Genomic DNA, 22418 nt, shown 5'->3' on the forward strand with positions numbered 1-22418 from the left:
GGCGACAGTATTTCGACAGCTCCCCCGCGACAAGCTCGGTGTCCCAGGATCCGATCAAGGAGCTGCCGACCGTGACGACCCTCCAAGAACCTCCCGCGGCGACCCGCGCGGGCGTGCGCCCCAGAGTGGTGGGGCGCACCGGCCTGTACGCGCTGCTGCTCGCCAACGCGGTCGTGGTGGCCGTGTTCTTCGTCCAGGCCGGCTTCGCCTCGAACACGCTGATCGTGCTGGGCCGGCTGACCGGGCTGTACGGTTCGCTGCTCATGGCGTTCCAGCTGCTGCTGGTGGCGCGGCTGCCGTGGTTCGACCGGCGGATCGGCATGGACCGGCTGACGTCCTGGCACCGCTGGACGGGCTTCTCGGTGCTGTGGCTGCTGCTCGCGCACGCGGTGTTCATCGTCTTCGGCTACGCACAGTCCTCGTCCCTGGACCCGGTGAACCAGCTCGTGGACCTCGCCGAGACCGTCGAGGGCGTGCTGCGCGCGATCACCGCCCTGGCGATCGTCATCGTGGTGGGTGTGGTCTCGGCCCGCTCCGCCCGGCGCCGGCTGGCCTACGAGACCTGGCACTTCATCCATCTGTACACCTACGTCGCGGTGGTGCTGGCGTTCACGCACCAGGTCGCGGCGGGCACGACGTTCACCTCGTCGACCGCGGCGAAGACGTACTGGTACGCCGTGTGGGGCCTGGCCCTCGCCTCGGTCTTCGTGGGGCGTCTGGTGCTGCCGCTGTGGCGCAACCTCCGCCACCAGCTCCGTGTGACGGCGGTCGTCCCCGAGAGCGACCACGTGGTCTCCGTCTACATCACGGGCCGCGACCTGGACCGGCTGCCCGCGCGGGCCGGACAGTTCTTCCTGTGGCGGTTCCTGACGAAGGACCGCTGGTGGCAGGCCAACCCGTTCTCGCTGTCCGCCGCGCCGGACGGCCGTACGCTGCGGCTGACCGCCAAGCGCGCGGGCGACGGCAGCGAGGCCCTGCGGCACCTGAAGGTGGGCACCCGCGTGTTCGCCGAGGGCCCCTACGGCGCCTTCACCACCCTGCACCGCACCCGCCCCGACGCGGTGCTCATCGCGGGCGGCGTCGGAGTCACGCCGATCCGGGCCCTGCTGGAGGAGCTGCGCGGCCACGCGGTCGTGATCTACCGGGTCGCCACGGACCAGGACGCCGTCCTCTACGACGAACTGCGCGACCTCGCGCACGCCAAGGGCGCCGAACTGCACCTGGTGACCGGCCCGCCCGTGCCGGACCTGCTGGCGCCCGGGGAACTCACCCGGCTGGTGCCGGACATCGCCGGGCGGGACATCTATCTGTGCGGCCCGCCGCCGATGATGAACGCCGTGCTCGGCAGCCTGCGCGAACTCGACGTGCCCAAGGCGCAGATCCACTTCGAACGCTTCAGCCTGGCCGGATGACGAGGAGATTGTCGTGAAGCGAGCCATACCCGTCCTCGTCCTGAGCGTCGCGGGCCTGATCCCGGTCTGGCGCTACGCGCCCTCCCACGACACCGGGTCGTCGTCGACCGCCACGGAGGCCGCGGCGCCGGCGTCCACGCCCTCGGCCTCGTCGTCGGGCGGCTCCACGACCACGGTCGTGAAGGGCTCGACCCTCGACACCGAGAAGGGCCCGGTGCAGGTCGAGGTCACCTTCGAGAGCGACAAGATCGCCTCGGTGCGGATGCTGCAGCAGCCGGACCATCCGCAGACCACGGCCGCCGTACCCAAGCTGATCGAGGAGACGCTCCAGGCGCAGAGCGCGGACATCGACACGGTGTCCGGTGCCACGGTCACCAGCGACGGCTACAAGGAGTCGCTCCAGGCCGCCATCGACGCGAAGGGCTGAGGGGATGCGGCGCGTCGAGCACGTGATGGGGTTCCCGGTGTCGGTCCGCATCGACGACAAGGGCTTCTCCGAGGCGGCGGTGGACGGCCTCTTCGCCTGGCTGCACGAGGTCGACGCGCGGTTCAGCCCGTTCCGGCCGGACAGCGAGGTGTCGCGGCTGGACCGCGGCGAGGTGTCCGAGCCGAGCCCGGCACTCCGGGAGGTTCTGGACCTGTGCGAGGAGTACCGGGTCGCGACCGGGGGCGCGTTCGACGTACGCCTGCCGGGGCGCGGCCTCGACCCCTGCGCCGTGGTGAAGGGCTGGTCGGTGCAGAAGGGGGCGGAGCTGCTGGCGGCGGCCGGGGCACGGCGCTTCTGCCTCAACGCGGGCGGTGACGTGGTCGCCGTCGGCGGCCCCTGGCGGGTGGGCGTACGGCATCCCGAGCACGCCGACCAGTTGTGCACGGTCCTGGATCTCACGGACCGGGCCGTCGCGACGTCCGCCCGCTACGAGCGCGGCGACCACATCGTCGACGGCCGTACCGGGCGCCCGGCGACCGGGCTGCTCAGCCTCACGGTGGTCGCCCCCACCCTGACCGAGGCCGACACCGTCGCGACGGCGGCCTTCGCGCTGGGCGCCGAGGGCGTCGAGTGGGCGGCGGCCCGGGAGAACTGCGAGGTGTTCGCGGTGGACGCCGGGCGCCGGGTCCTGCGGTCGCCGGGATTCCCGGTCGCGAGCGAACGGACGGCCCCGGCGTCGGCGGGTTAGGCTCCTGAAGGATCACTGCCGGACGGAAGGGGGCCGAAGGCATGAGCGCGACGGTGACGGCGGTCAGCAGCAACGGCGAGTACTCGTTCACCAAGCCGAACCGGGACAGCATCACCCTGCTCGCGGGGCTGGGGGTGGAGGGCGACATCCATGCGGGCGTGACGGTCAAGCACCGTTCGCGGATCGCCCAGGACCCCACCCAGCCGAACCTGCGCCAGGTGCATCTCATCCACGAGGAGCTCTTCGCCGAGGTCGCGGACGCGGGGTTCGAGGTGGCGCCCGGCGCCCTCGGGGAGAACATCACCACCCGCGGCATCGACCTGCTCGGCCTGCCGGCCGGCACCCTGCTGCACATCGGCGAGGCCGCGGTGGTGGAGGTGACGGGCCTGCGCAACCCGTGCATCCAGATCGACGCCTTCCAGGACGGGCTGCTGAAGCAGGTCGTCGGCCGTGACGAGGCGGGCCGGATCGTGCGCAAGGCCGGCATCATGAGCGTCGTCCGGGAAGGCGGCGTCGTACGCCCCGGCGACACCGTCGAGGTGCGGCTCCCCGAGGAACCGCACCGGCCGCTGGAACGCGTCTGATCACAGACGGGGCCCCGTCAGCCCTCCGGCAAGGCCTCCAGGAAGTCCGCCGGCGGTATGAAGAACAGGCTGCCGGTGACGGCCCGTGAGTAGTCCAGCAGCGGGTCGGGACCCGAGCCCGGCCCGCCGAGGAACATCTTGCGCAGCATCGTCTCGGGTATCCCGGGCGTGCGCGCGTAGGCCACGAAGTACGTGCCGAACTCCCCGTGCCCCGGCCTGCCGAACGGCATCGCGGAGCGCAGGATCTTCTGCTCCGAGCCGTCCGGGCCGAGGACGGTGTTGACGTCCTTGTGGGAGCCGGGCGCGTCGAGTTCGAGGTTGGTGAGCTTCGTGCGGCCGATCACCTTCTCCTGGGCCTCCACGGCGAGGGCCTCCCACGCGTCCACGTCGTGCAGATACTTCTGCACCATCGCGTAACTGCCGCCGCGGAAGGCGGGATCCTCCTCACCGACCAGTGCCGCGTCGGCGGCCGGCGGGCCGACGGGGTTCTCGGTGCCGTCGACGAAGCCGAGGAGGTTGCGCGAGTCGAAGTAGGCGAAGGCCTGTGTCTCGTCCCGTACGGTGACCGCGCCGCGCAGCCGCCGCACCAGCTCGGCGGCGAGCGCGAAGCACAGGTCGGTGCGGGCGGCCTTGATGTGGAAGAACAGGTCGCCCGGGGTGGCCGGGGCGTGGTGCCGGGGCCCTGCCAGTTCGCGGAACGGGTGCAGTTCGGCGGGCCGGAGGCCGCCGAACAGCCGTCCCCAGGCCCGGGACCCGACCCCGGCGACACAGCCGAGACCGCCGTCGGGGCTGGGGAAACCGACGGAGCGCACCAGGCCCGCGAGGGAGCCCAGCGCCTCCCGTACGGCGGTCTCCCCGCCGGGTTCGATCGTGGCGACCAGGAACACCGCGATCGATGCCGGCGGGTTCAGCACCGGCTGTGACAGCGTCTCTCCCGGGGGCAGCGGTGACGTCATGGCTTCCCATCCCTTCGCCGGCCGACAGGGCCCGCCCGCTCCCCCTCCGGGGCGGCGCGGCCCACGCCCCTGACACGATGCCCAGCGAACAGGCGGCCGGAACTCCCCGGCCGGACAAGGATGGTTGCTACACCGCTTCGTCCTGAAGCACCTTCACGTCCCAGGGCCCGAGCGGCACCGTGTCGCCGTACACGGTGTCCGAGAGCACGTCCCGCACGGCCACGGGCACCGGCACGGACACCTCGTCCCACGACCAGTTGTGCAGGAAGCGCACGCGGCGGCCGTCCCGGGCGGTCGCCGAGGTGGCCGTGACACTCGGGTGGCCGGGGCGCCAGGCGGAGTCGGGGGCGTACCGGTCGAACAGGGCCCGGGCGAGGACCGGATCGGGCACGGTGCCGACGTAGGTGATGCGGCCGGTGCCGTGGCGGTGGGTGGTGATCGCGGGCCAGCGGCCGAAGTGCGGATGCGTGTACGCCGCCAGCGTCTCGGCGCCCTGTGGCCGCAGTCCGTCCGCCCAGTGCAGGGCGTGCGCGTCGGCCGGGAGGGGGAGGGAGTCCGTGCCGGTGACGGGCAGCGGGTCGCGCAGGTTGCTGAACTCGTCGTACGTCACCCCTGCGGCCTCGGCCAGGCGGCCCGGCTGGAGGTCGGTGCGGGCCCTGGCCTCGGTGTCGCCGTAGCCGGTGCGCGGACCGAGGACGAGATGGCCCCCGGCCTCGGCGTAGGCGCGGAGTCGGTCGAGGACCGAGTCGTCGGCGGCGTAGTAGCCGGGCACGACCAGGAGGGGCGGCAGGTCGGTGTCCGGGAGCTGCCCGGGATGCAGGACGCGTGCCTGGAGTCCGGCGTCGAAGGCACCGCGATAGAACGCGTCGAAGATCTTCTCGTACGACCTCCCGTCCGGGTTTCCGTCGGCGTCGGCCAGCGGCGGCTGGCCCTTGAGCGCCCACTTGCTGGGCCCGTCGTACAGGAAGGCGACGTCGGCGTCCGGGGTGAGGGCCGACACGAGGTCACCGGCCTTCTCCAACTCCGCGCCCAGTACGGCCAGTTCGCGATAGACGCGGCCGGGCCGGCCGTTGTGCGGGAGGATGCCGCCCCAGTAGGTCTCGGCGCCGAAGTGCAGGGTGTGCCAGTGCCAGTACTCGATCATCGAGGCGCCCCGGGAGATCAGCGCCCAGGCGGCCTGGCGCCACTGGCCGTCGTAGGCGGGGCGGTTGTCCCACGGCCCGCTGATGGCCTGCGCGTTGGTCTCGGTGACCAGGTAGGGCTCCTGGCGGGAGGAGTACATGCGGTCGGCGCTGCGGTAGAGCGCCCAGGTGCCGTTGGTCGTCCAGTGCTGCCCGTCGCCGTTGACGTCGGGCAGGGCGAGGGCGTCCTGCATCGTGTAGTAGGGGTTACCCGCGGTGACGTCGAGGCGCTCGGTGAGGCGGTCGTCCTCGACGCCCTGGCGGTCGTAGGAGATGCAGGTCGTGACGAACTGGCCGGGGTGGGCGTACTCGCGCACGATCCCGGCCTGCCAGGCGATGAACTCGGTGGTGAGCCGGGCCTGGAAGCGCCGCCAGGCCAGGTCGTACTGCGGCTGGGCGTTGCCGTCCGGGGTCCACAGGTCGGCCCAGGTGGAGAGCCGGTGCGACCAGTAGACGAGGCCCCATTCGCGGTTGAGGGTCTCCACGTCGCCGTACCGCTCGCGCAGTTCGTCGGTGAAGCGCTGGAAGACGCCGTGGTTGTGGAAGAGGTGCAGGCCCGGTTCGTTGTCGACCTGGAAGCCGATGACGGCCGGGTGGTCGGCGTAGCGGCCGACGACCTTGCGGATGATCCGCTCGGCGTGGAAGCGGAACGCGGGGTGGGTGAAGTCGACCTCCTGGCGGGCGCCCCAGCCGTGGCGCTCGCCGGTGCGGGACTCGCCCGCGATCTCCGGGTACTGCCGGGCCAGCCACGGCGGCACCGCGTACGTCGGCGTCCCGAGGATCACCGAGATGCCCCGCTCGTGCGCGCCGTCCAGGACCGGCTGGAGCCAGTCGAGGTCGAAGCGGCCGTTCTCGGGCTCCCAGGTGGACCACACCGACTCGCCGACGCGGATCACCGTGAAACGGGCCTCGGCCATCAGGTCGAGGTCGTCCTTGAGGCGCTCGTACGGCTGGTACTCGTGGTAGTAGGCGGCACCGAACAGGACGCGCCGGGGCAGCTCGAACATGCTTCTCCTTCAAGTGAGTTGGCGGGAGGTCAGCCCTTGACCGCGCCCGTGGACAGGCCTTCGAGGAGCTGTTTGCGCAGCAGCACGAAGAGGGCGACGGCGGGCAGGACGGCGAGGACGGCTCCGGCGAGCACGAGGTCGTACTGCCGTTGCTCCGACACGAACAGGGTCTGCAGGCCCAGCGGCAGGGTGTACTGGGAGCTGTCGGAGACCAGCACCAGCGGCCACAGGAAGCTGTTGTAGCTCTGCAGGAACTGCCAGACGGCCAGGGCGCCCAGCGAGGGCCGCAGCAGCGGCAGCACGATGGTGCGGAAGATGCCGAACTCGCTCGCCCCGTCGATCCGGGCGGCCTCCAGCACCGAGTCCGGGATCGACTGCACGATGTACTGCTGCATCATGAAGATCCCGAACGCGGGCGCCACCCACGGCACGATCAGCGCGAACCACGGGCTGCCGAGCCCGGTCTTCACGAGGATCACGAACAGCGGCACGAGGATCACCGCGAACGGTATCGACAGCGAGCTGAACATGACGTTGAACAGCAGCCGCTTCCCGGCGAAGCGGAACTTGGCGAAGCCGTAGCCGGCGAGCGCACAGACGAAGACGGACACGGTGGTGGCGACGACGGCGACCACGGTGCTCATCAGGAACCAGCGGCCGAAGGGCTGCTCGGTGAGCAGGGTGCGGTAGTTGTCCAGGGTGAAGGGGTCGGGGACGAGTTCCGGCGGGTAGCCGAAGATCTCGCCGCGCGGCTTGAACGAGCCGCTCAGCGCCCACAGCAGCGGCGCGAGAAAGCCCAGGAACAGCAGGACCAGGACGCCGTAGAGGGGCAGTCGGGCGCGTGTCATGAGGTGGCCCTCCCGATGCCGAGGAGACGGTTGCAGAGCCGGCTGAGACCGAAGACGAGGACGAAGAGGACGACCGCGGCGGCCGCCGCGTAGCCGAACTGCTGGCGTTGGAAGGCGGCCCGGTAGATGAACATGGTCACCGAGAGGGTCGACTCGGCCGGTCCGCCGCCGGTCAGCAGATACGGCTCCTCGAAGATCTGCGCCGCGCAGATGAAGGACGTGACGACGACGAACGCCGTCACGGGCTTCAGCGCCGGCAGGGTGACGGTGGTGAAGGTGCGCAGCCGCCCGGCCCCGTCGATCGCGGCGGCCTCGTACAGCTCCCTGGGCACGTTCTGGAGCCCGGCGAGGAAGAAGACGGTGAGGTAGCCGGTCCAGCGCCACAGCATGACCAGGGCGATGCTCACCCTGGCGAGGGTCGGGTCGCCGAGCCAGTCGACACCGCCGGTGCCGAACAGTGCTTTCAGCACCGCGTTCGCCAGCCCGAACTGCCGGTCGAAGATCAGGCCGAAGACCAGGGCGACGAGGATCGGTGAGACGACGATCGGCACGAAGTAGGCGGTCCGCCACAGGTCACGTGCCCTGAGCCCCTTGGCGTTGAGCGCCTGGGCGATCAGCAGCGCGAGCGGCACGATCACACAGACCGCGACCAGCACGAAGACGGCGGTGTTCCCGAGGGCCCGGTGGAAGCTGATGTCGGTGGCGAGCAGCCGGTAGTTGCGCAGCCCCACCCACTGCGGGGTGCCGAGCCCCACCCACTCGGTGAGACTCAGCCACAGCGAGACCCCGACCGGGATCAGCATGAACAGGACGTAGAGGAGATAGAAGGGGGAGATGAAGAGGTAGGGCGCCCAGGATCCGCGGGGGCGGTGCGCGGTGCGGTCCGGGTCGCTGTGCCGGTGCGTGAGGCCGGACGGTCCGGTGACGGTGGTGGTCATGTCGTCGTCCTCCTAACGTCCGGCCTGGTCACGAAAATCCGCCGCGGTCTGCTTCAGGGCCTGCCGAGGGGTCAGGCTGCCGCGATAGGCGCGCAACAGGTTGCCCGCGAGGACGTCGTAGAGGATCGACTGGTCCGGACTCTGATGGAACGCCGGCACGTCCGGCAGCAGCGAGCGGTAGAGCCCGAACAGCCGCTGCCCGCCGCAGAACTCGTCCTTGTAGGCCCCCAGGCGCGGATCCTCGTACACGGAGCGCCGCGTGGGCAGATACCCGGTCTCGGTGAACCGCCGCACCTGGCCGTCGTGAGTGAGCCAGGTCTTGAAGAGGAACTCCGTGGCGGCCCGGGTGTTGGCCTTGTCCTTGATGACGCCGAAGCCGGTCCCGCCGAGCGCGGCGGTCACTCCCCCGCCTCCGGCAAAGGGCGGCAGCGCCCGCACCCGCCACTTCCCCTTCTGCTCGGGCACGTTGGACAACAGGCCGTAGTTCTTGTACCAGATCGCCATGGGCAGACCGATGACCCGGCCGCTCTTCAGCGCGGTCTGCATGGCGGCCCCGTAGTAGTCGGCGACATCGATGACGAACCCGCTGCGCAGCCCCTCGCAGAGGAACCGCAGCACCTCCTCGGCCTCCGGCGAGTCCAGCCGCAGCGTCCCGTCCGCGTCGAAGAACGCGCCGCCGCGCTGGTAGAGCAGCATCTGGAAGGACTGCACGACCTGGCCCGGGTCGCTGCCCACCGTGGAGACGACGCACATCGACGCGTTGTGGTCCCGGTACACCCGGGCACCGGCCTCGGCGAACTCCTCCCAGGTCTGGTCGCCTCGCAGGAGCCCGTACGCGTCGAAGAGGTCCTCGCGGTGGAAGTAGACGACCATCGGGGTGTCCGAGTCGAACGCGTAGACCCGGCCGTCCCTGCTGAAGGGGGCGGTACGGGCGGGCAGCAGATCGTCCTTCAGGCCGGGCACGGCCTCTATGTCGGGCGTGAAGTCGTGCAGCAGCCGCTCGGCGATGTCGCCGCGCAGCATGCGCGGGAAGCTACCGATCTCGAAGCCCACCATGTCGGGTGTGCCGCGCCCGGCGACGGCCTGCGCGAGCAGTTTGGTGACGATGTCCGGAGGCCCGGAGCGGGTGACCTTCAGGTGGTAGCGGAAGTCGGTGGCCCGGTCGGCCGCCGGGACGCCCTTCACGAAGAACGCCTCGTAGCCCGGGTCGTGGGTCCACAGGGACAGGGTGACGTCGCCGGAAGTGCGGGGCGTCGTATCGCCCTGTCCGCAGGCGGAGAGCGCGGCGGCCGTACCGAGGCCGAGCGCTCCGCGCAGCAGGGCGCGGCGGGTCGGAGGGGCAGGGGGCTCTGAGGTCTTCAACTGCCGGCCCTCGCTGTCAGATAAGTGAGCGTAACCATGTATGAGTGAGTGTCGTTGTCAGAGCGTGAATCTCACGGAATGGGCCAAGACGCAGGGCGTGCATCCGCAGACCGCGTATCGCTGGTTCCGTGAGGGGACGCTGCCGGTACCGGCTCAGCGGGTAGGACCGCGCACGATCCTCGTGAACGCGGGGGCCAACGCCGCGCCCGAGGCATTTGCCAGGCTGGGTCTGTATGCCCGCGTCTCCTCGCACGATCAGAAGGACGATCTGGAGCGCCAGGTCGCCCGGCTGGCCCGGTGGGCTGCCGCCGCGGGTCACCGGGTGGTGCGGGTGGAGTCCGAAATCGCCTCCGGCATTCGCGGATCCCGTCCCAAGGCCAGGCGGCTGCTTGCCGATCCGGCCGTGCAGGCTCTGGTGGTGGAGCACAAGGACCGCCTTGGCCGCATGAACGTCGAGTTGGTCGAGGCCGCCCTGTCCGCGACGGGGCGCCGCCTGGTTGTGCTAGACGACGGCGAGGTCGAGGACGACCTGGTGCCGGATATGGCGGAGGTGCTGACCTCGTTCTGTGCCCGCCTGTACGGGCACCGGTCGGCGAAGAACCGTGCCCGCAAGGCGCTTCACGCTGCCGAGCATGGCTGACCAGCGCAGGCCGCTGCGGCAGATTGCCCGGCCGTTCGTCGCCGACGGCCCGACGGGCGTCAGCATCCGCGACCGACTCAAGCAACTGACGGCCGACGACGAGAAGGTGTTGCGCCTGGTCGGCGCGCACCTGGGCATGCTGGCCTCGCGTGATCTGGCCCGCAGGTGCCGTGACGGCCTGGAGCACTCCACCGACACGTGGGCCGGGCGCAAACGCGACCTGACGGCGTTGTCGTCCTCCCGCTGGGCCGGTTCGATCACGGCCAGCACACACGACCAGTGGGGTCTGTCCCGGCGTGCGCAGCACGCGCACCAGCAATCCCTGGATGCCGGTATACGCATGATCCGCTACCGGCTGTCCCTGCCCGTCGGCCAGAAGGGCAGCCGGGGCAAGCCCGGCGGCTACCGGTCCTCGCACGAGTGGTTCAACAAATCCCGGCGCCTGGCGATCCTCGAAGAGCGCTACGAGCAGATCAGGGCCGAACGCGACGCCGGACGGGTGTCGATCACACGCGGGGGCCGGCGACTGCTGGGCACCCGTCACAACCTCACCGCCGCGAACCTGACCGAGGCGCAGTGGCGGGCACAGTGGGAGGCGGCGCGGTGGTTCCTGACCGCCGACGGCGAGTCCGGTAAAAGGTTCGGGAACGAGACGATCCGCGTCAGCGCCGACGGCGAGATCAGCATCAAGCTGCCCGCCCCCCTCGCCGAGCACGCAAACACCAAGCATGGTCGGTACGTGCTGGCCGCGAAGGTCACCTTCTGGCACCGGGGCGACGAATGGCGAGACCGGATCCAAGCGAACCGGGCTGTGGCCTACCGCATCCACCTGGACACGGCCCGGGGCCGCTGGTATCTCGACGCCTCCTGGACCCGCAAAGATTTCCCCGTCGTGCCACTGGCCACGCTGCGCGCTCACGGAGTGATTGCCGTGGACACCAACGCCGACCACCTCGCTGCATGGCGCCTCGACGAACACGGCAACCCCAGCGGCACGCCCCGCCGCTTCAACTACCAGCTCAGCGGCAGCGCTTCGCACCGCGACGCCCAGCTCCGCCACGCCCTCACCCGCCTCCTGCACTGGGCCAAACAGACCGGCGTCAAGGCCGTCGCGATCGAAGACCTCGACTTCACCGACTCCACCACACGCGAGAAACACGGCCGCCGTAAGCGCTTCAGGCAGCTCATCTCCGGCATCCCCACCGGCCGACTGCGCGCACGACTGCTGTCCATGTGCGCGGAAGCCGGCATCGGCGTGATCGCCGTCGACCCCGCCTACACCAGCCTCTGGGGCGCCCAGCACTGGCAAGCTCCCCTCACCAGCAACACCCACAAGACCAGCCGACACGCCGCCGCTTCGGTGGCCATCGGCAGGCGCGCCCTCGGACACCGGATCAGGCGACGGACGACACCGCCCCGTGCACACCAGAGAGATGTGCACGGGCATCGGACCGCCCAGGCCCGACCCGGCGACCGAGAAAGCGAGGAAAACCGCCCCCGCGCCCCCGGACCACGGACACGATCCGTTCGCGCCGGACGCGGAGCGAACGCGGTGAACCAGAACACCCAAGACCGTTCGGGGTGTTCGGCTGAGCATGGGGTCTGGCAACAGAACTCACTCCCACTCAGTCTCTAGGAACGGTGTACACACGTGACTCCTCACGTGGTGCGGCTACGGGTGGGGGTGCGCGAGGCCCGGGTCCCGAACCGGGCCGGTGGAGGCCCGCACGGTCAACTCGACCGCCTGGTCGGCGGGTTCGGCCGGTGCGGGGCGGCCCTCGATCAGGGCGATGAGTACGTCGACGGCGCGGTCGGCGACGGCGGCGAAGTTCTGCCGGACGGTGGTCAGCGGCGGGGAGAGATAGGCGGCGGCGGGTATGTCGTCGTAGCCGACGACGCTCACGTCACCGGGGACGGCGCGGCCCGCGTCGGCGAACGCGCGCAGGGCGCCGATGGCCATGTCGTCGTTGGCGGCGAACACGGCCGTGACATCGGAGAGCCGGGCGAGCTGCCGTCCGGCGGCGTACCCGGAGGCCGGGCTCCAGTCGCCGGGTGACGGCAGGGGCGGTTCGGGCGCGCCGGCGGCGGCGAGGGCCTCGCGCCAGCCGCGCAGCCGGTCCCGGGCGGCCCACCAGTCCTGCGGTCCTGGCAGGTGCCAGACGGTGCGGTGGCCCAGGGACAGCAGATACTCGGTGGCGAGCCGGGCGGCCGTGACGCCGTCGCCGCCGACCACGGCACAGGTGCCCTGGGCGAGTTCCACGCCCTCGCCGACGCTGACCACCGGCACATCGGCGCTGAGCCGGAGCGGCACGCCGTCGTCGATGGGCTCGGACAGCACGATCCCGTCCACGCCCTGCTCCAGCAGCGCGTCCACGGCGACCGAGACCTTCTGCCCCTCCAGGGTGCTGGCCAGGGCGACGGAATACCCGGCGCGCTGCATCGCCCGCTCCAGGGCGATGAGCAGGGTCGAGGGGCCGTAGAGCGAACTGCCCAGCGAGACCACGCCGATCCGCCGGTAGCGGCCGAGGAGCAGGGCCCGGGCCGCGGTGTTGGGACGGTAGTCCAGTTCGCGGATGGCCCTCAGCACGCGATCGCGCACCTCCGGGCTGACATGCGGCTCGCCGTTGACGACCCGGGAGACGGTCTTCTGCGACACCCCGGCGGCCCGTGCGACCTCGGTCATGCCGGGACCACGACGGCGACGGCCGTCGGCGGCTCCACTCGTCGTCATGAGGGCTCCCAGGAGGTGGCACGGGCATGGACTACGTAGTCAATCGCGGCATCAAGGCAGAAAGAGCTTGCTTGACTACGTAGTCACGCCAGTGTGGGAGCAAGGGCGGGCGGCGTCAATGCTCCGGACGGAGCCGATCTCCGACACCCCATTGATTGCTTGATTCAGCATCTCTAGCATCACTCGGTGGCTCCATTCACCTCTCCCTTCATCCCTCTCCCGGGAAGGAGAATCCGTGTTCCCAGCCACTCGTCTCAGACTGCCCGGCGCCGCGCTCCTGCTGGCCCTCGGCCTCACGCTCACACAGGTGCCGCCTTCGGCCGCCGCACCGGACCAGCCCTCGAAAACCGCCGCCCCGCCCCAGGTGTGGCCACGGCCGCAGAGCATGCACACGGGGCCCGGCCGGCTCGCGGTCCCCGAACGGGTCGTGACGGTCGTCGGACGCGGGAGCGACCCGTCGGCCCGGCGGGTCGTCGAGAGCGTCCTGCGCGACGCCGGAGCCGAGCGGATCGTGACGGCCGACAAGCCGCCCGCGAAGGCCGGGTTCACCGTCTTCATCGGCGGCCCGAAGGAGAACACCGCGACGGCCGCGGCCCTGAAGCACCTCAAGGCCCCCTCCCCCGCCGGGCTGCCCTCCGGCGGCTACGTCCTCGCCTCCGGCCGCGAGGACGGCCGCACCCTCCTCGCCCTGTCCGGCACCGACCGCACCGGCACCTTCTACGCCGCCCAGACCCTGCGCCAACTGGTCACGAGAACCGTGCCGGTGGTGACCGTCCGGGACTGGCCCACGGCCGCGCTGCGCGGAGTGATCGAGGGCTTCTACGGCACCCCCTGGTCGCACACCGAGCGGCTGAGCCAGCTCGACTTCTACGGCCGCACCAAGCAGAACGTCTACGTCTACTCCCCCAAGGACGACCCGTACCTGCGTGACCGGTGGCGCGACGAGTATCCGCCCGCCGAACTGCGGCAGTTGAAGGAACTCGTCGACCGGGCCGACGCCAACCATGTCCGCTTCACCTACGCCCTCTCCCCGGGGCTGTCCGTCTGCTACTCCTCGGCCGCCGACATCGCCGCCCTCACCCGCAAATTCGACTCGCTGTACGCCATCGGGGTGCGCTCCTTCGCGATCCCGCTGGACGACATCAGCTACACGAAATGGAACTGCGAGGCCGACGAGAGAGAGTTCGGCACGGGCGGCGGCGCGGCGGGAGCGGCGCAGGCGCATCTCCTCAACGAGGTCTGGAAGGACTTCTCGGCCGGCCACTCCGGCCTGCACCCCCTGGAGATGGTCCCCACCGAGTACTCCGACCTCGCCGACTCCCCCTACAAGAAGGCGCTGCGGGAGAAGCTGGACCCGTCGGTGGTCGTGGAGTGGACCGGCGTCGGCGTGATCGCCCCGACCATCACGGCCGAGCAGGTCGCGAAGGCCCGTGAGGTCTACGGCCATCCGATCCTGATCTGGGACAACTACCCGGTCAACGACTACGTCACCAGCCGCCTCCTGCTCGGCCCCTACACCGGCCGCGAGCCCGGCGTGGCGAAGGCGGCGACCGGGGTGACCGCCAATCCGATGGTCCAGGGCCAGGCGAGCCGGCTCGCCCTGTTCACCTCCGCTGCCTATCTGTGGAACCCGGACAGCTACGACCCACGGGCCGCGTTCCTCGCCTCCGTCCGCGATCTGGCCGGGCCGGATGCCGCCGAGTGGCTGCGGATCTTCGCCGAGAACAACTACTCGTCCCAGTTGGACGCGACCGAGTCCCCGACGCTGAGCGCCCTCATCGCCGCGTTCCACAAGGCGTACGACGAGGACTCCGGGCTCGATCATGCCGCCGCCGCGCTCCGGTCGTACTTCGCCGATATGGCCGCCACACCCCGTGAACTCCGGGCCCGCCTGGACAACCCCGGGTTCCTCCGGGAGACGTCGGCCTGGCTGGACAAGCTCGGCCGCTACGGCGGCGCGGGGCGCACGGCCGTGGATCTGCTGCTGGCCGGCAAGCGCGGTGACTCCGACGCGGTCGCCACGTACTGGAACCGGCTGAGGTCCCAGCGCAAGGAGCTGGACGCGATACCCCAGCAGGTCTCTCCGGGCGTGATGGACCGGTTCCTCTACACGGCGATGATCGAGAACGCGCCCGACCCGGGGGTGGACGCGGCGTTCGCGCCGGGTTCCGTCAGTCTGAAGCCGGGCGGTTCCGCGAAGATCACGCTCTCCTTCTCCGACCGGGCCGCCACCGCCGCCCGGACGGTGACCTGGAAGCTGACCGCCCCCGACGGCGTCACCGTCTCCCCCGCCGAGGGCACCGCGACCGTCCCGGCCGGGGGCAGCGCGTCGGCGACGGTCACCGTCACGGCCGGGGAGAACGCGCGTGCCGGAGTGCGGTCCCTCGGGGTGGCCGGCGAGGGCGTCCTCGACCGTGCGCTCCCGGTCCAGATCACCGACGGCACGGGCTCGTCGAGGGCCCTGACGGCCAACTTCAGCGGGGCGTCGGTCAGTTCCGTCGACCTGTCCTCGAAGAAGACCACCGACATCGCCGTGGGTGCCAACCCCGGTGAGGTGGTGACGAGTGCGGACGGGCGCACCGCCTACGCGGCCAACCAGGGCTCGAACACGGTCAGCGTGATCGATGTGGCGCGGGGCGAGGTGACCGCCACGGTCTCCGTCGGCAAGATCCCCGCCGGGCTGGCGCTCACCCCGGACGGCCGCACGCTGTGGGTCGCCAACTACGGGGACGGCACGGTCCAGCCCGTCGACACGGCCTCCCTCACCCCGGGAGCACCCGTCCAGGTCGGCAACGGGCCGGAGAACATGGCGATCACGCCGGACGGCCGGACGCTCTACGTGCCCAACATCAAGGACAACACGGTCACGCCGGTAGACCTGACTACCCGGAAGGCCGCTGCCGCCGTTCCCGTGGGCCCGAGCCCCTTCAACATCGTGGCCGCGCCGGACGGGAAGACGGTGTACGTGTCCAACTCCGGTGGCTCGACGGTCACTCCGATCGACACGGCCACGAACGACACCGAGCCGACCCTCCTGGTCTCCGGCCAGGCCTACGGTCTCGCGCTCTCCCCGGACGGCCGGACCCTGTGGGTCAGCCCCAGCACCGGCGACACCGTCACGCCCGTCGACACGGTCACCGGCGCCCCGGGCAAGACGGTGACGGTCGGCAGGTCCGCCTTCGACGTCGCCCTGGACTGGGACGGCGGCACGGCGTACGTCACCACCGCCGACGCGGGCGCCCTGGTCCCCGTGGACACGGCGTCCGGTGCCGTCGGGGCGCCGCTGACGACCGGGGCGTATCCGCTGGCTGTCGCGCTGACGCCGGTGCCTGTACCTGTGCCCGTGCCCGTGCCCGTGAAGTGAGATGCGGACGGCCGGGGTCCCTCATCGGGGCCCCGGCCGTCTCGTACGGTCCGGTTCAGCTCGCGGTGCGGCGGATCCGGCCCGCGTACCTCTTCTCCAGCTCCAGGTTGCCCTCGAAACCGCCGGGCACATTGGCCGAGACGTAGACCGGGGGGCGTTCGCCGGCGGCGAGGAGGCGTCCGGCGGCCTCGGCGACGGTCATCTGGACCAGCATCACGCCGGTGAGCGTGGACAGGGCGCAGACCGAGCCGCCGCCGGGGAGTTCGAGCAGGGAGTCGCCGCGCGGGGCCGCGTTGTCGAGGACGACGTCGGCGATGTCGGCCAGCTTCCGCCCACTGGGGTGGGCGGCGGGGACGGCCCGGGTGTGGGTGAGGGAGGTGAGGGCCAGGACGCGGTGGCCGTGCTCCTTGGCGTGCAGGGCCATCTCCACGATGACGTTGTTGACGCCGGAGTTGGAGATGACGACGAACAGGTCCTGGGGGTTCGGGGCGGCGAGGTCGTAGATCCGCTGCGCCACCCCGGCCTGCCGTTCGAGGAGCGGGTCGTCGAGGACGGACGGGTCCTCGCCGCCGTAGAGGACGAGGTCGGCGATGCTCAGCCGGTTGGTGGGGACCAGCCCGCCGGCGCGCCCGGCCAGTTCGAGGACGAGGGCCTGCGAGTGGCCCGTGCCGAAGGCATGGACGACGCCGTCGGCGCGCACGCACTCGGCGACCAGGTCGGCGGCGGCGGCCACATCGTCGCGGGCGGACTCGATGACCTTCTGGAGGACGGTGAGGCTCTCCCGCGCGAACCCCTGGGCGCTCACAGACTCGACGGACACGCGACACACTCCCCACTGATGGATTGAACCACCCTATATTTTATCCATCGATGAATCCACCAACCATATCGGGTCCTGGTATTCAAGTCACGCGGGGAAGGGTGGCTGGTACCTTCTCCCCATGCCTCCCACGGACGTCACCACACTGATCCGCACCGAGCTGCCCCGGCTGGCGGGCTCCCTGCGGAAGGTCGGCGAGCTGATCCTGGAGGATCCGGCCGCCGTCACCCACTGTTCGGCCGCCGAGCTGGGCCGCCGCACCGGCACCTCGCAGGCGACGGTGACCCGTTTCTGCCGGGCCATCGGGCTGGACTCGTACCAGCACCTGCTGATCGAACTGGCCCAGGAGCGCGGCCGGGGCGAGGTCTCCGACTGGGGGACCGCCGAGATCGGTCCGGACATCTCGCCGGACGACAGCCTGGAGCGGGTCGTGCAGGTCGTCGGCAGTGCGGATCTGCGGGCGGTGCAGCAGACGATCGACCGGATCGATCTCGACGCGGTCGAGCGTGCGGCGCAGGCCACCGCCCGGGCCCGCCGTATCGACGTCTACGGCGTCGGCGGCAGCGGGGCCGTGGCGCAGGAGACCGAGACCCGGCTGTTCCGGATCGGCTGCGCGGTGCGCGGCTGGACCGAGGTGCACGCCGCGACGACCTCCGCCGCCCTGCTCACACCCGCGGACGTGGCGATCGGCATCTCCCACTCCGGGGTGACGCGCGAGACCATCGAGCCGTTCGAACTGGCCAAGGAGCGCGGGGCCACCACCATCGCGATCACGGCCGACACCCGTTCACCGCTGGCCCGGGCCGCCGACGTCCGGCTCGTCTCCTCGTCCTCGGAGACCAGTTTCCGCACCGGCAGCATCGGCGCCCGGCACAGCGTGCTGGTGCTCATCGACTGCCTGTACGTCCGGGTCGCCCAGCTCTCCTACCAGCGCGCGAGCGCCTCACTGGCACTGACCGACCACATCGCCGGGCAACACGCGGTGAAGTCCCGTCGGACCAGGTGAGCCTGGCCGAGGAGGCGCGAGGGCGGCGGGTGAGCCTGGCCGAGGGTGCATGGATGAACCACCAAGTTGACGTGAAGATGGTTGTTTGAATCATTCCTGCCGTGCAGGATGGGGCTCCCCCAGCGCACGCGTAGGAGCCCCATGCGCCTCACCTCTGTCGAGTCGACCGAGCTCTTCACCGGGACCACCGAACAGCCCCGCCAAGTGGTGGCCGTCGAGCTGAGCCATGCCCCGGGCCGGACCGTCCGGCTCACGGTCGAGGGCCCGGGCGGCCTCACCGGCAGCACGGACACCACCGTCGGCGAGGACGGCACCGTACGGGCCGAGATATCCGTGACCGGCGAGGACCTGGTCCCCGGCGACCGCCGCGAGATCACCGTCACCGCCGCGGACGGGGACGAAGTCACCACCCACACCGGCGAGTTCACGGCGGCCGAGCCCGGCTGGACCATGTTCATGGTCAGCCACTTCCACTACGACCCCGTCTGGTGGAACACCCAGGGCGCCTACACCGAGACCTGGGACGTCGCCGACGACCCGGCGACCAGCGGGCTGCCCGCCCGTACCTTCGACTCGCGCGGCCAGTCCGGCATGAGCCTGGTGAGGGCCCACTGCGACCTGGCCCGCCGCGACCCGGCGTACACCTTCGTGCTCGCCGAGGTCGACTACCTCAAGCCCTACTGGGACTCCTTCCCGGAGGAGCGCGCCTTCCTGCGGCAGCTGATCCGCACCGGCCGCGTCGAGATCATGGGCGGCACCTACAACGAGCCCAACACCAACCTCACCGGCGCCGAGGCGACCGTGCGCAACGCCCTGTACGGCGACGGCTTCCAGCGCGGGATCATCGGGGCCTCGCCCGAGACGGCCTGGCAGCTGGACGCCTTCGGGCACGACCCGCAATTCCCGGGGCTGATGGCGGACGCGGGGGTCACGTCCAGTTCGTGGGCGCGCGGGCCGTTCCACCAGTGGGGGCCGACGCTGTCGGTGTTCGGCGAGGAGCCGAGGGACCCGGGCCGGATGCAGTTCCCGGCCGAGTTCGACTGGATCGCCCCGTCGGGGCGCGGCCTGCTGACCGCGTACATGGTCAACCACTACGGCGCCGGCTGGGCGATCGACAACGCCCCCACCCTGCCGGAGGCGAACGCCGCCGCGTACAAGCTGTTCCAGCGGCTCAAGCAGGTCGCCCTCACCCGCAATGTGCTGCTCCCGGTGGGCGGGGACTACGCGCCGCCGTGCCGCTGGGTGATGGACATCCACCGCGACTGGAACGCCCGGTACGTGTGGCCGCGCTTCATCAGCGCGATCCCCCGGGACTTCTTCGCCGCCGTCCGCGCGGAGCTGGAGGCGGAGGGCCGCAAGGCCTCCCCGCAGACCCGCGACATGAACCCGATCTACACCGGCAAGGACGTCTCCTACATCGACACCAAGCAGGCCCAGCGCCACGGCGAATCGCTCCTCGCCGACGCCGAGGCCTGGGCGACGCTCGCCTCGCTCGTCACCGGGCACCCCTATCCGGACGCGGCCCTGGACAAGGCCTGGCGGCAGCTCGTCTACGGCGCCCACCACGACGCCATCACCGGCTCGGAGTCGGACCAGGTGTACATCGACCTGATGACCGGCTGGCGGGAGCTGCACGACCTGGCGGTGAGCGTGCACGCCGACGCCACCCAGGCCCTGGCCGACCAGGTGGCTCCCGGCGACGGCCCCGACCTGGTCGTCTTCAACTCCGCGACCTGGACGCGCCGGGACGTGCTGACGGTCGACGACCCGGGCCTCGTGCCCCAAGGGCTCCCCGCGGTCCGCGAGGACGGCCGCCTGCATGTCGTCGTCCCGGAGGTGCCCGGCATGGGCCTCAAGGCGCTCCCGCTCACCGAGGGATCGGTCCCGGGCTGGGAGCCCGCCGAAGGCCTCACCATCCGCAACGAGTTCTACGAGGTGACGGTCGATCCGGCACGCGGCGGTGGCGTCAGCAGTCTGCGCGCCCTGGCCGAGGGCGGCCGGGAGCTGCTGCGGCCCGGGGACATCGGCAACGAGATCGTCGTCCAGGAGGAGTACCCGAGGCACCCGCGCTTCGGCGAGGGCCCCTGGCACCTCACCCCGACCGGCACGACCGCCGCCCGCGGCCGGGACGTGAGAGCCGAGGTGCGCGCCGAGCACTCCGCCGCCGGTTCCCGGCTCACCGTCACCGCCGATCTCGGCCTCTTCCGCTGCACCCAGCGCCTGACGCTGTGGCAGGGCGTCGACCGGCTCGACGTCACCACGACCCTCGACGGCTACGACGGCGCCGACCGGCTGATCCGGGTGCGCTGGCCGTCGGACGTACGGGGCGGGCTGCCGGTGCACGAGGTGGCGGACGCGGTGATCGGGCGCGGGTTCGGGTTCGTGGAGGTGGACAGCGAGCGGTTCCCCTGGACGCTGGACAACCCGGCGAACACCTGGTTCGGTCTCGGCTCCACCGCCCGGGTCGCGGTGCACGACGACTCCGGCACGCTCCTCGGGCACCGCTCGATCGGTGTCGCCGAACTCGTCTACGCCGACTGGGACACGGCGGGCGACCTCGGGGCCCCGCTCGCGGCGGCCCTGGTCCGGGCCGGGGTCACGGCGACCTCGACCATCGCGGGCGGGCCCCGCTACGGCGACCTGGAGGTCGACTCCAACCTCCCCGACATCCGGATCGCCGTCGGCGGCCCCGACCGCAGCACCGTGGTCGCCGAGGCGCTCGGCTGGGACCCGGCGGCCGGGCGGGAACTCCGGCGCCAGCTCGCCGAGCGGGGCGTGGCCGCCGTCTGGGTCGCACCGCGCGCCTCTCTGCGCGAGGAGTGGATCCCCGGCGCCGACCTGCGCGACCTGGAACGCCTGCCGCTGCTGGTGGTGGCGGGCGCCCGCCCGGAGGACGACGCCAAGGCGGTCGACGCGATCGTCGCCGACCTGGACGACTTCACGGTGACGGCCACGGCAGCGGGCGGCGGCGAGGCACTCCCGCCCGGCGACGCCTGGGACGGACGCGGCTTCGCCGTCCTCAACCGTGGCACGCCCGGCTGCGTGGTGACCTCCTCCGGCGACCTCTACATGTCCCTGATGCGCTCCTGCACCGGCTGGCCGTCCGGCATCTGGATCGACCCGCCCCGCCGCACCGCCCCGGACGGCTCCGGCTTCCAGCTCCAGCGCTGGTCGCACACCTTCGAGTACGCCGTGGTCGCGGGCCCGGGCGACTGGCGCGCACTGCGCCTGCCCCAGGCCGGGCACGCCTTCAACCGCCCCCTGACGGCCCGGCTCCGTCGCTCCTCGGGCGCTCTCCCGAGGGAAGTCACGTTGCTGGGCCTGGAATCCGACGGCGAGGTACTGCTCGACGCGCTGAAACCGGCCGGCTCCCCGCTGGCCCGGGGCGGCGCGGCTCCCGTGGACCCGGGGCAGGGCGTCGTGGTCCGCGTGCACGAGGCCGACGGACGCCCGAAGCGGACACGAGTGGTTGGCCCGCTGCCCTGGTCGGCGGGCGCCCGCGCCGACGTCCTGGAGACACCCGGGGAGCCACTCGCCCCGGACGGGGACGGCGCCTTGGGGGTGGAGCTGTCCGGCTTCGAGGTCGCCACGATCCTGGCCACCCCGGCCCACGCGCCGGACCTCGCGCCCGGGCCGGGCATCGACGCCCACGAGCCCGCCCAGCCGATCGCCACCCGCTACTGGCTCCACAACTCCGGCCCCGCCCCACGCGGCAACATGCCCCTCGCGGTCTACCTCTCCCCCACCACCCTCACCGCCGACGGCCCCGTCACCGCGACGGTCCGGGTCTCCTCGGAACTCACCGACACCCCCGTGTCAGGCACGGTGACCTTCGAGCCCCCACCCGGCTGGACCACCGACCCCGCCGAACTCCCGTACTCCCTCGCCCCCGGCGGCTTCACCCTCACGGACATCACGGTGACCCCGCCCCCGGACCCCACCCCCGGCCGCCACCGACTCGCCGCCCGGCTGTCGTACGGCGGCCAGACGTACGAGGACGCGGTGTCCCTGGACGTACCGGACGGCCACACCGGCCCGACCCTGCTGGCGGACCTGGGAGTCGAGCAGGTGACCGTCCGCCGGGGAGAACGGACTCGGGTCCCCCTCACCCTCCGAAACCCCACCCACACCCCCGTCAACGGCACGATCTGGGCCGTCTCCTCCTGGGGCACCTGGCCGGGAGTCACCCCGGGCTGCCAGGGCTTCACGTTGCCGGGCGGGGAGCAGACCGAGTCCATGATCGAGGTGGACGGCTCAGCGATCCCACCGGGTTCGTACTGGCTACTGGCGAAGCTGGCCTGGCACGGCTGCGTGGCGTACACGAAGGCCGTGGAGCTGGTGGTGACGCCATGACGCAAGATCACGCGGCACGCGTCCGGGGCGAAGCACTACCG

At 71.5% G+C, this 22418-nt stretch carries 16 protein-coding genes; 9 read left to right on the forward strand and 7 right to left on the reverse strand.

Annotation, left to right across the window (positions count from 1 at the left end; translation table 11 throughout):
• Positions 1-71: 71 nt before the first annotated feature.
• The 4 genes from NNW99_RS07200 to NNW99_RS07215 are packed head-to-tail and all read left to right on the forward strand — an operon-like array spanning position 72 to position 3171.
• Positions 72-1412 (forward strand): ferric reductase-like transmembrane domain-containing protein, encoded by a 1341-nt coding sequence (locus NNW99_RS07200; protein WP_215117866.1) that lies wholly within the window; start codon positions 72-74, stop codon positions 1410-1412.
• 13 nt (positions 1413-1425) lie between these two features.
• The gene (locus NNW99_RS07205) at positions 1426-1839 is read left to right on the forward strand and encodes an FMN-binding protein (RefSeq protein ID WP_215117867.1); all 414 of its coding nucleotides are present in this window, start codon (positions 1426-1428) and stop codon (positions 1837-1839) included.
• 4 nt (positions 1840-1843) lie between these two features.
• Entirely contained in the window at positions 1844-2587 is a 744-nt protein-coding gene (locus NNW99_RS07210) for an FAD:protein FMN transferase (RefSeq protein ID WP_215117868.1), read from the forward strand.
• Between the two features lie 41 nt (positions 2588-2628).
• Positions 2629-3171: an MOSC domain-containing protein gene (locus tag NNW99_RS07215; protein ID WP_215117869.1), complete on the forward strand. Its 543-nt coding sequence runs from the start codon at positions 2629-2631 to the stop codon at positions 3169-3171.
• Positions 3172-3188: 17 nt separating this feature from the next.
• On the opposite strand, the gene NNW99_RS07220 is transcribed toward NNW99_RS07215, so the two are convergent.
• The 5 genes from NNW99_RS07220 to NNW99_RS07240 form a co-directional block, all read right to left on the reverse strand.
• Positions 3189-4127 (reverse strand): Dyp-type peroxidase, encoded by a 939-nt coding sequence (locus NNW99_RS07220; RefSeq protein WP_215117870.1) that lies wholly within the window; start codon positions 4125-4127, stop codon positions 3189-3191.
• A 127-nt stretch (positions 4128-4254) separates the two neighbouring features.
• Positions 4255-6315 carry a beta-galactosidase gene (locus NNW99_RS07225; RefSeq protein WP_215117871.1) on the reverse strand — a complete coding sequence of 687 codons (2061 nt, stop codon included), beginning with the start codon at positions 6313-6315 and terminating at the stop codon, positions 4255-4257.
• A 29-nt stretch (positions 6316-6344) separates the two neighbouring features.
• Positions 6345-7163: a carbohydrate ABC transporter permease gene (locus NNW99_RS07230; RefSeq protein WP_215117872.1), complete on the reverse strand. Its 819-nt coding sequence runs from the start codon at positions 7161-7163 to the stop codon at positions 6345-6347.
• Positions 7160-8101 (reverse strand): carbohydrate ABC transporter permease, encoded by a 942-nt coding sequence (locus NNW99_RS07235; protein ID WP_215117873.1) that lies wholly within the window; start codon positions 8099-8101, stop codon positions 7160-7162. Before NNW99_RS07235 ends, NNW99_RS07230 begins: the two co-directional genes overlap by 4 nt.
• A 12-nt stretch (positions 8102-8113) precedes the next feature.
• A complete protein-coding gene (locus NNW99_RS07240) occupies positions 8114-9463 on the reverse strand; it encodes an ABC transporter substrate-binding protein (RefSeq protein WP_215117874.1) in 1350 nt (449 codons plus the stop codon).
• Between the two features lie 64 nt (positions 9464-9527).
• Here NNW99_RS07240 and NNW99_RS07245 point away from each other — a divergent pair, with 64 nt between their 5' ends.
• Together NNW99_RS07245 and NNW99_RS07250 are read left to right on the forward strand one after the other, a co-directional pair.
• Positions 9528-10103: an IS607 family transposase gene (locus NNW99_RS07245; RefSeq protein ID WP_215117875.1), complete on the forward strand. Its 576-nt coding sequence runs from the start codon at positions 9528-9530 to the stop codon at positions 10101-10103.
• Positions 10096-11739: a transposase gene (locus NNW99_RS07250; protein ID WP_215117876.1), complete on the forward strand. Its 1644-nt coding sequence runs from the start codon at positions 10096-10098 to the stop codon at positions 11737-11739. Before NNW99_RS07245 ends, NNW99_RS07250 begins: the two co-directional genes overlap by 8 nt.
• Positions 11740-11775: 36 nt before the next feature.
• Here the strand turns inward: NNW99_RS07250 and NNW99_RS07255 are convergent, their stop codons facing one another.
• Positions 11776-12834: a LacI family DNA-binding transcriptional regulator gene (locus NNW99_RS07255; RefSeq protein ID WP_215117877.1), complete on the reverse strand. Its 1059-nt coding sequence runs from the start codon at positions 12832-12834 to the stop codon at positions 11776-11778.
• A 235-nt stretch (positions 12835-13069) separates the two neighbouring features.
• Here NNW99_RS07255 and NNW99_RS07260 point away from each other — a divergent pair, with 235 nt between their 5' ends.
• Positions 13070-16198 carry a beta-N-acetylglucosaminidase domain-containing protein gene (locus tag NNW99_RS07260; RefSeq protein WP_251057732.1) on the forward strand — a complete coding sequence of 1043 codons (3129 nt, stop codon included), beginning with the start codon at positions 13070-13072 and terminating at the stop codon, positions 16196-16198.
• Between the two features lie 55 nt (positions 16199-16253).
• On the opposite strand, the gene NNW99_RS07265 is transcribed toward NNW99_RS07260, so the two are convergent.
• A complete protein-coding gene (locus NNW99_RS07265; RefSeq protein ID WP_215117878.1) occupies positions 16254-17018 on the reverse strand; it encodes a sugar isomerase domain-containing protein in 765 nt (254 codons plus the stop codon).
• Between the two features lie 121 nt (positions 17019-17139).
• On the opposite strand from NNW99_RS07265, the gene NNW99_RS07270 reads away from it, so the two are divergent.
• Positions 17140-18024 (forward strand): MurR/RpiR family transcriptional regulator, encoded by an 885-nt coding sequence (locus NNW99_RS07270; protein WP_215117879.1) that lies wholly within the window; start codon positions 17140-17142, stop codon positions 18022-18024.
• 141 nt (positions 18025-18165) lie between these two features.
• On the forward strand, positions 18166-22377 hold the full coding sequence (locus NNW99_RS07275; protein WP_215117880.1) for an NEW3 domain-containing protein: 4212 nt from the start codon (positions 18166-18168) through the stop codon (positions 22375-22377).
• Positions 22378-22418: the final 41 nt, after the last annotated feature.

This window comes from Streptomyces sp. CRCS-T-1, assembly GCF_024442335.1.
Taxonomy (GTDB): domain Bacteria; phylum Actinomycetota; class Actinomycetes; order Streptomycetales; family Streptomycetaceae; genus Streptomyces; species Streptomyces koelreuteriae.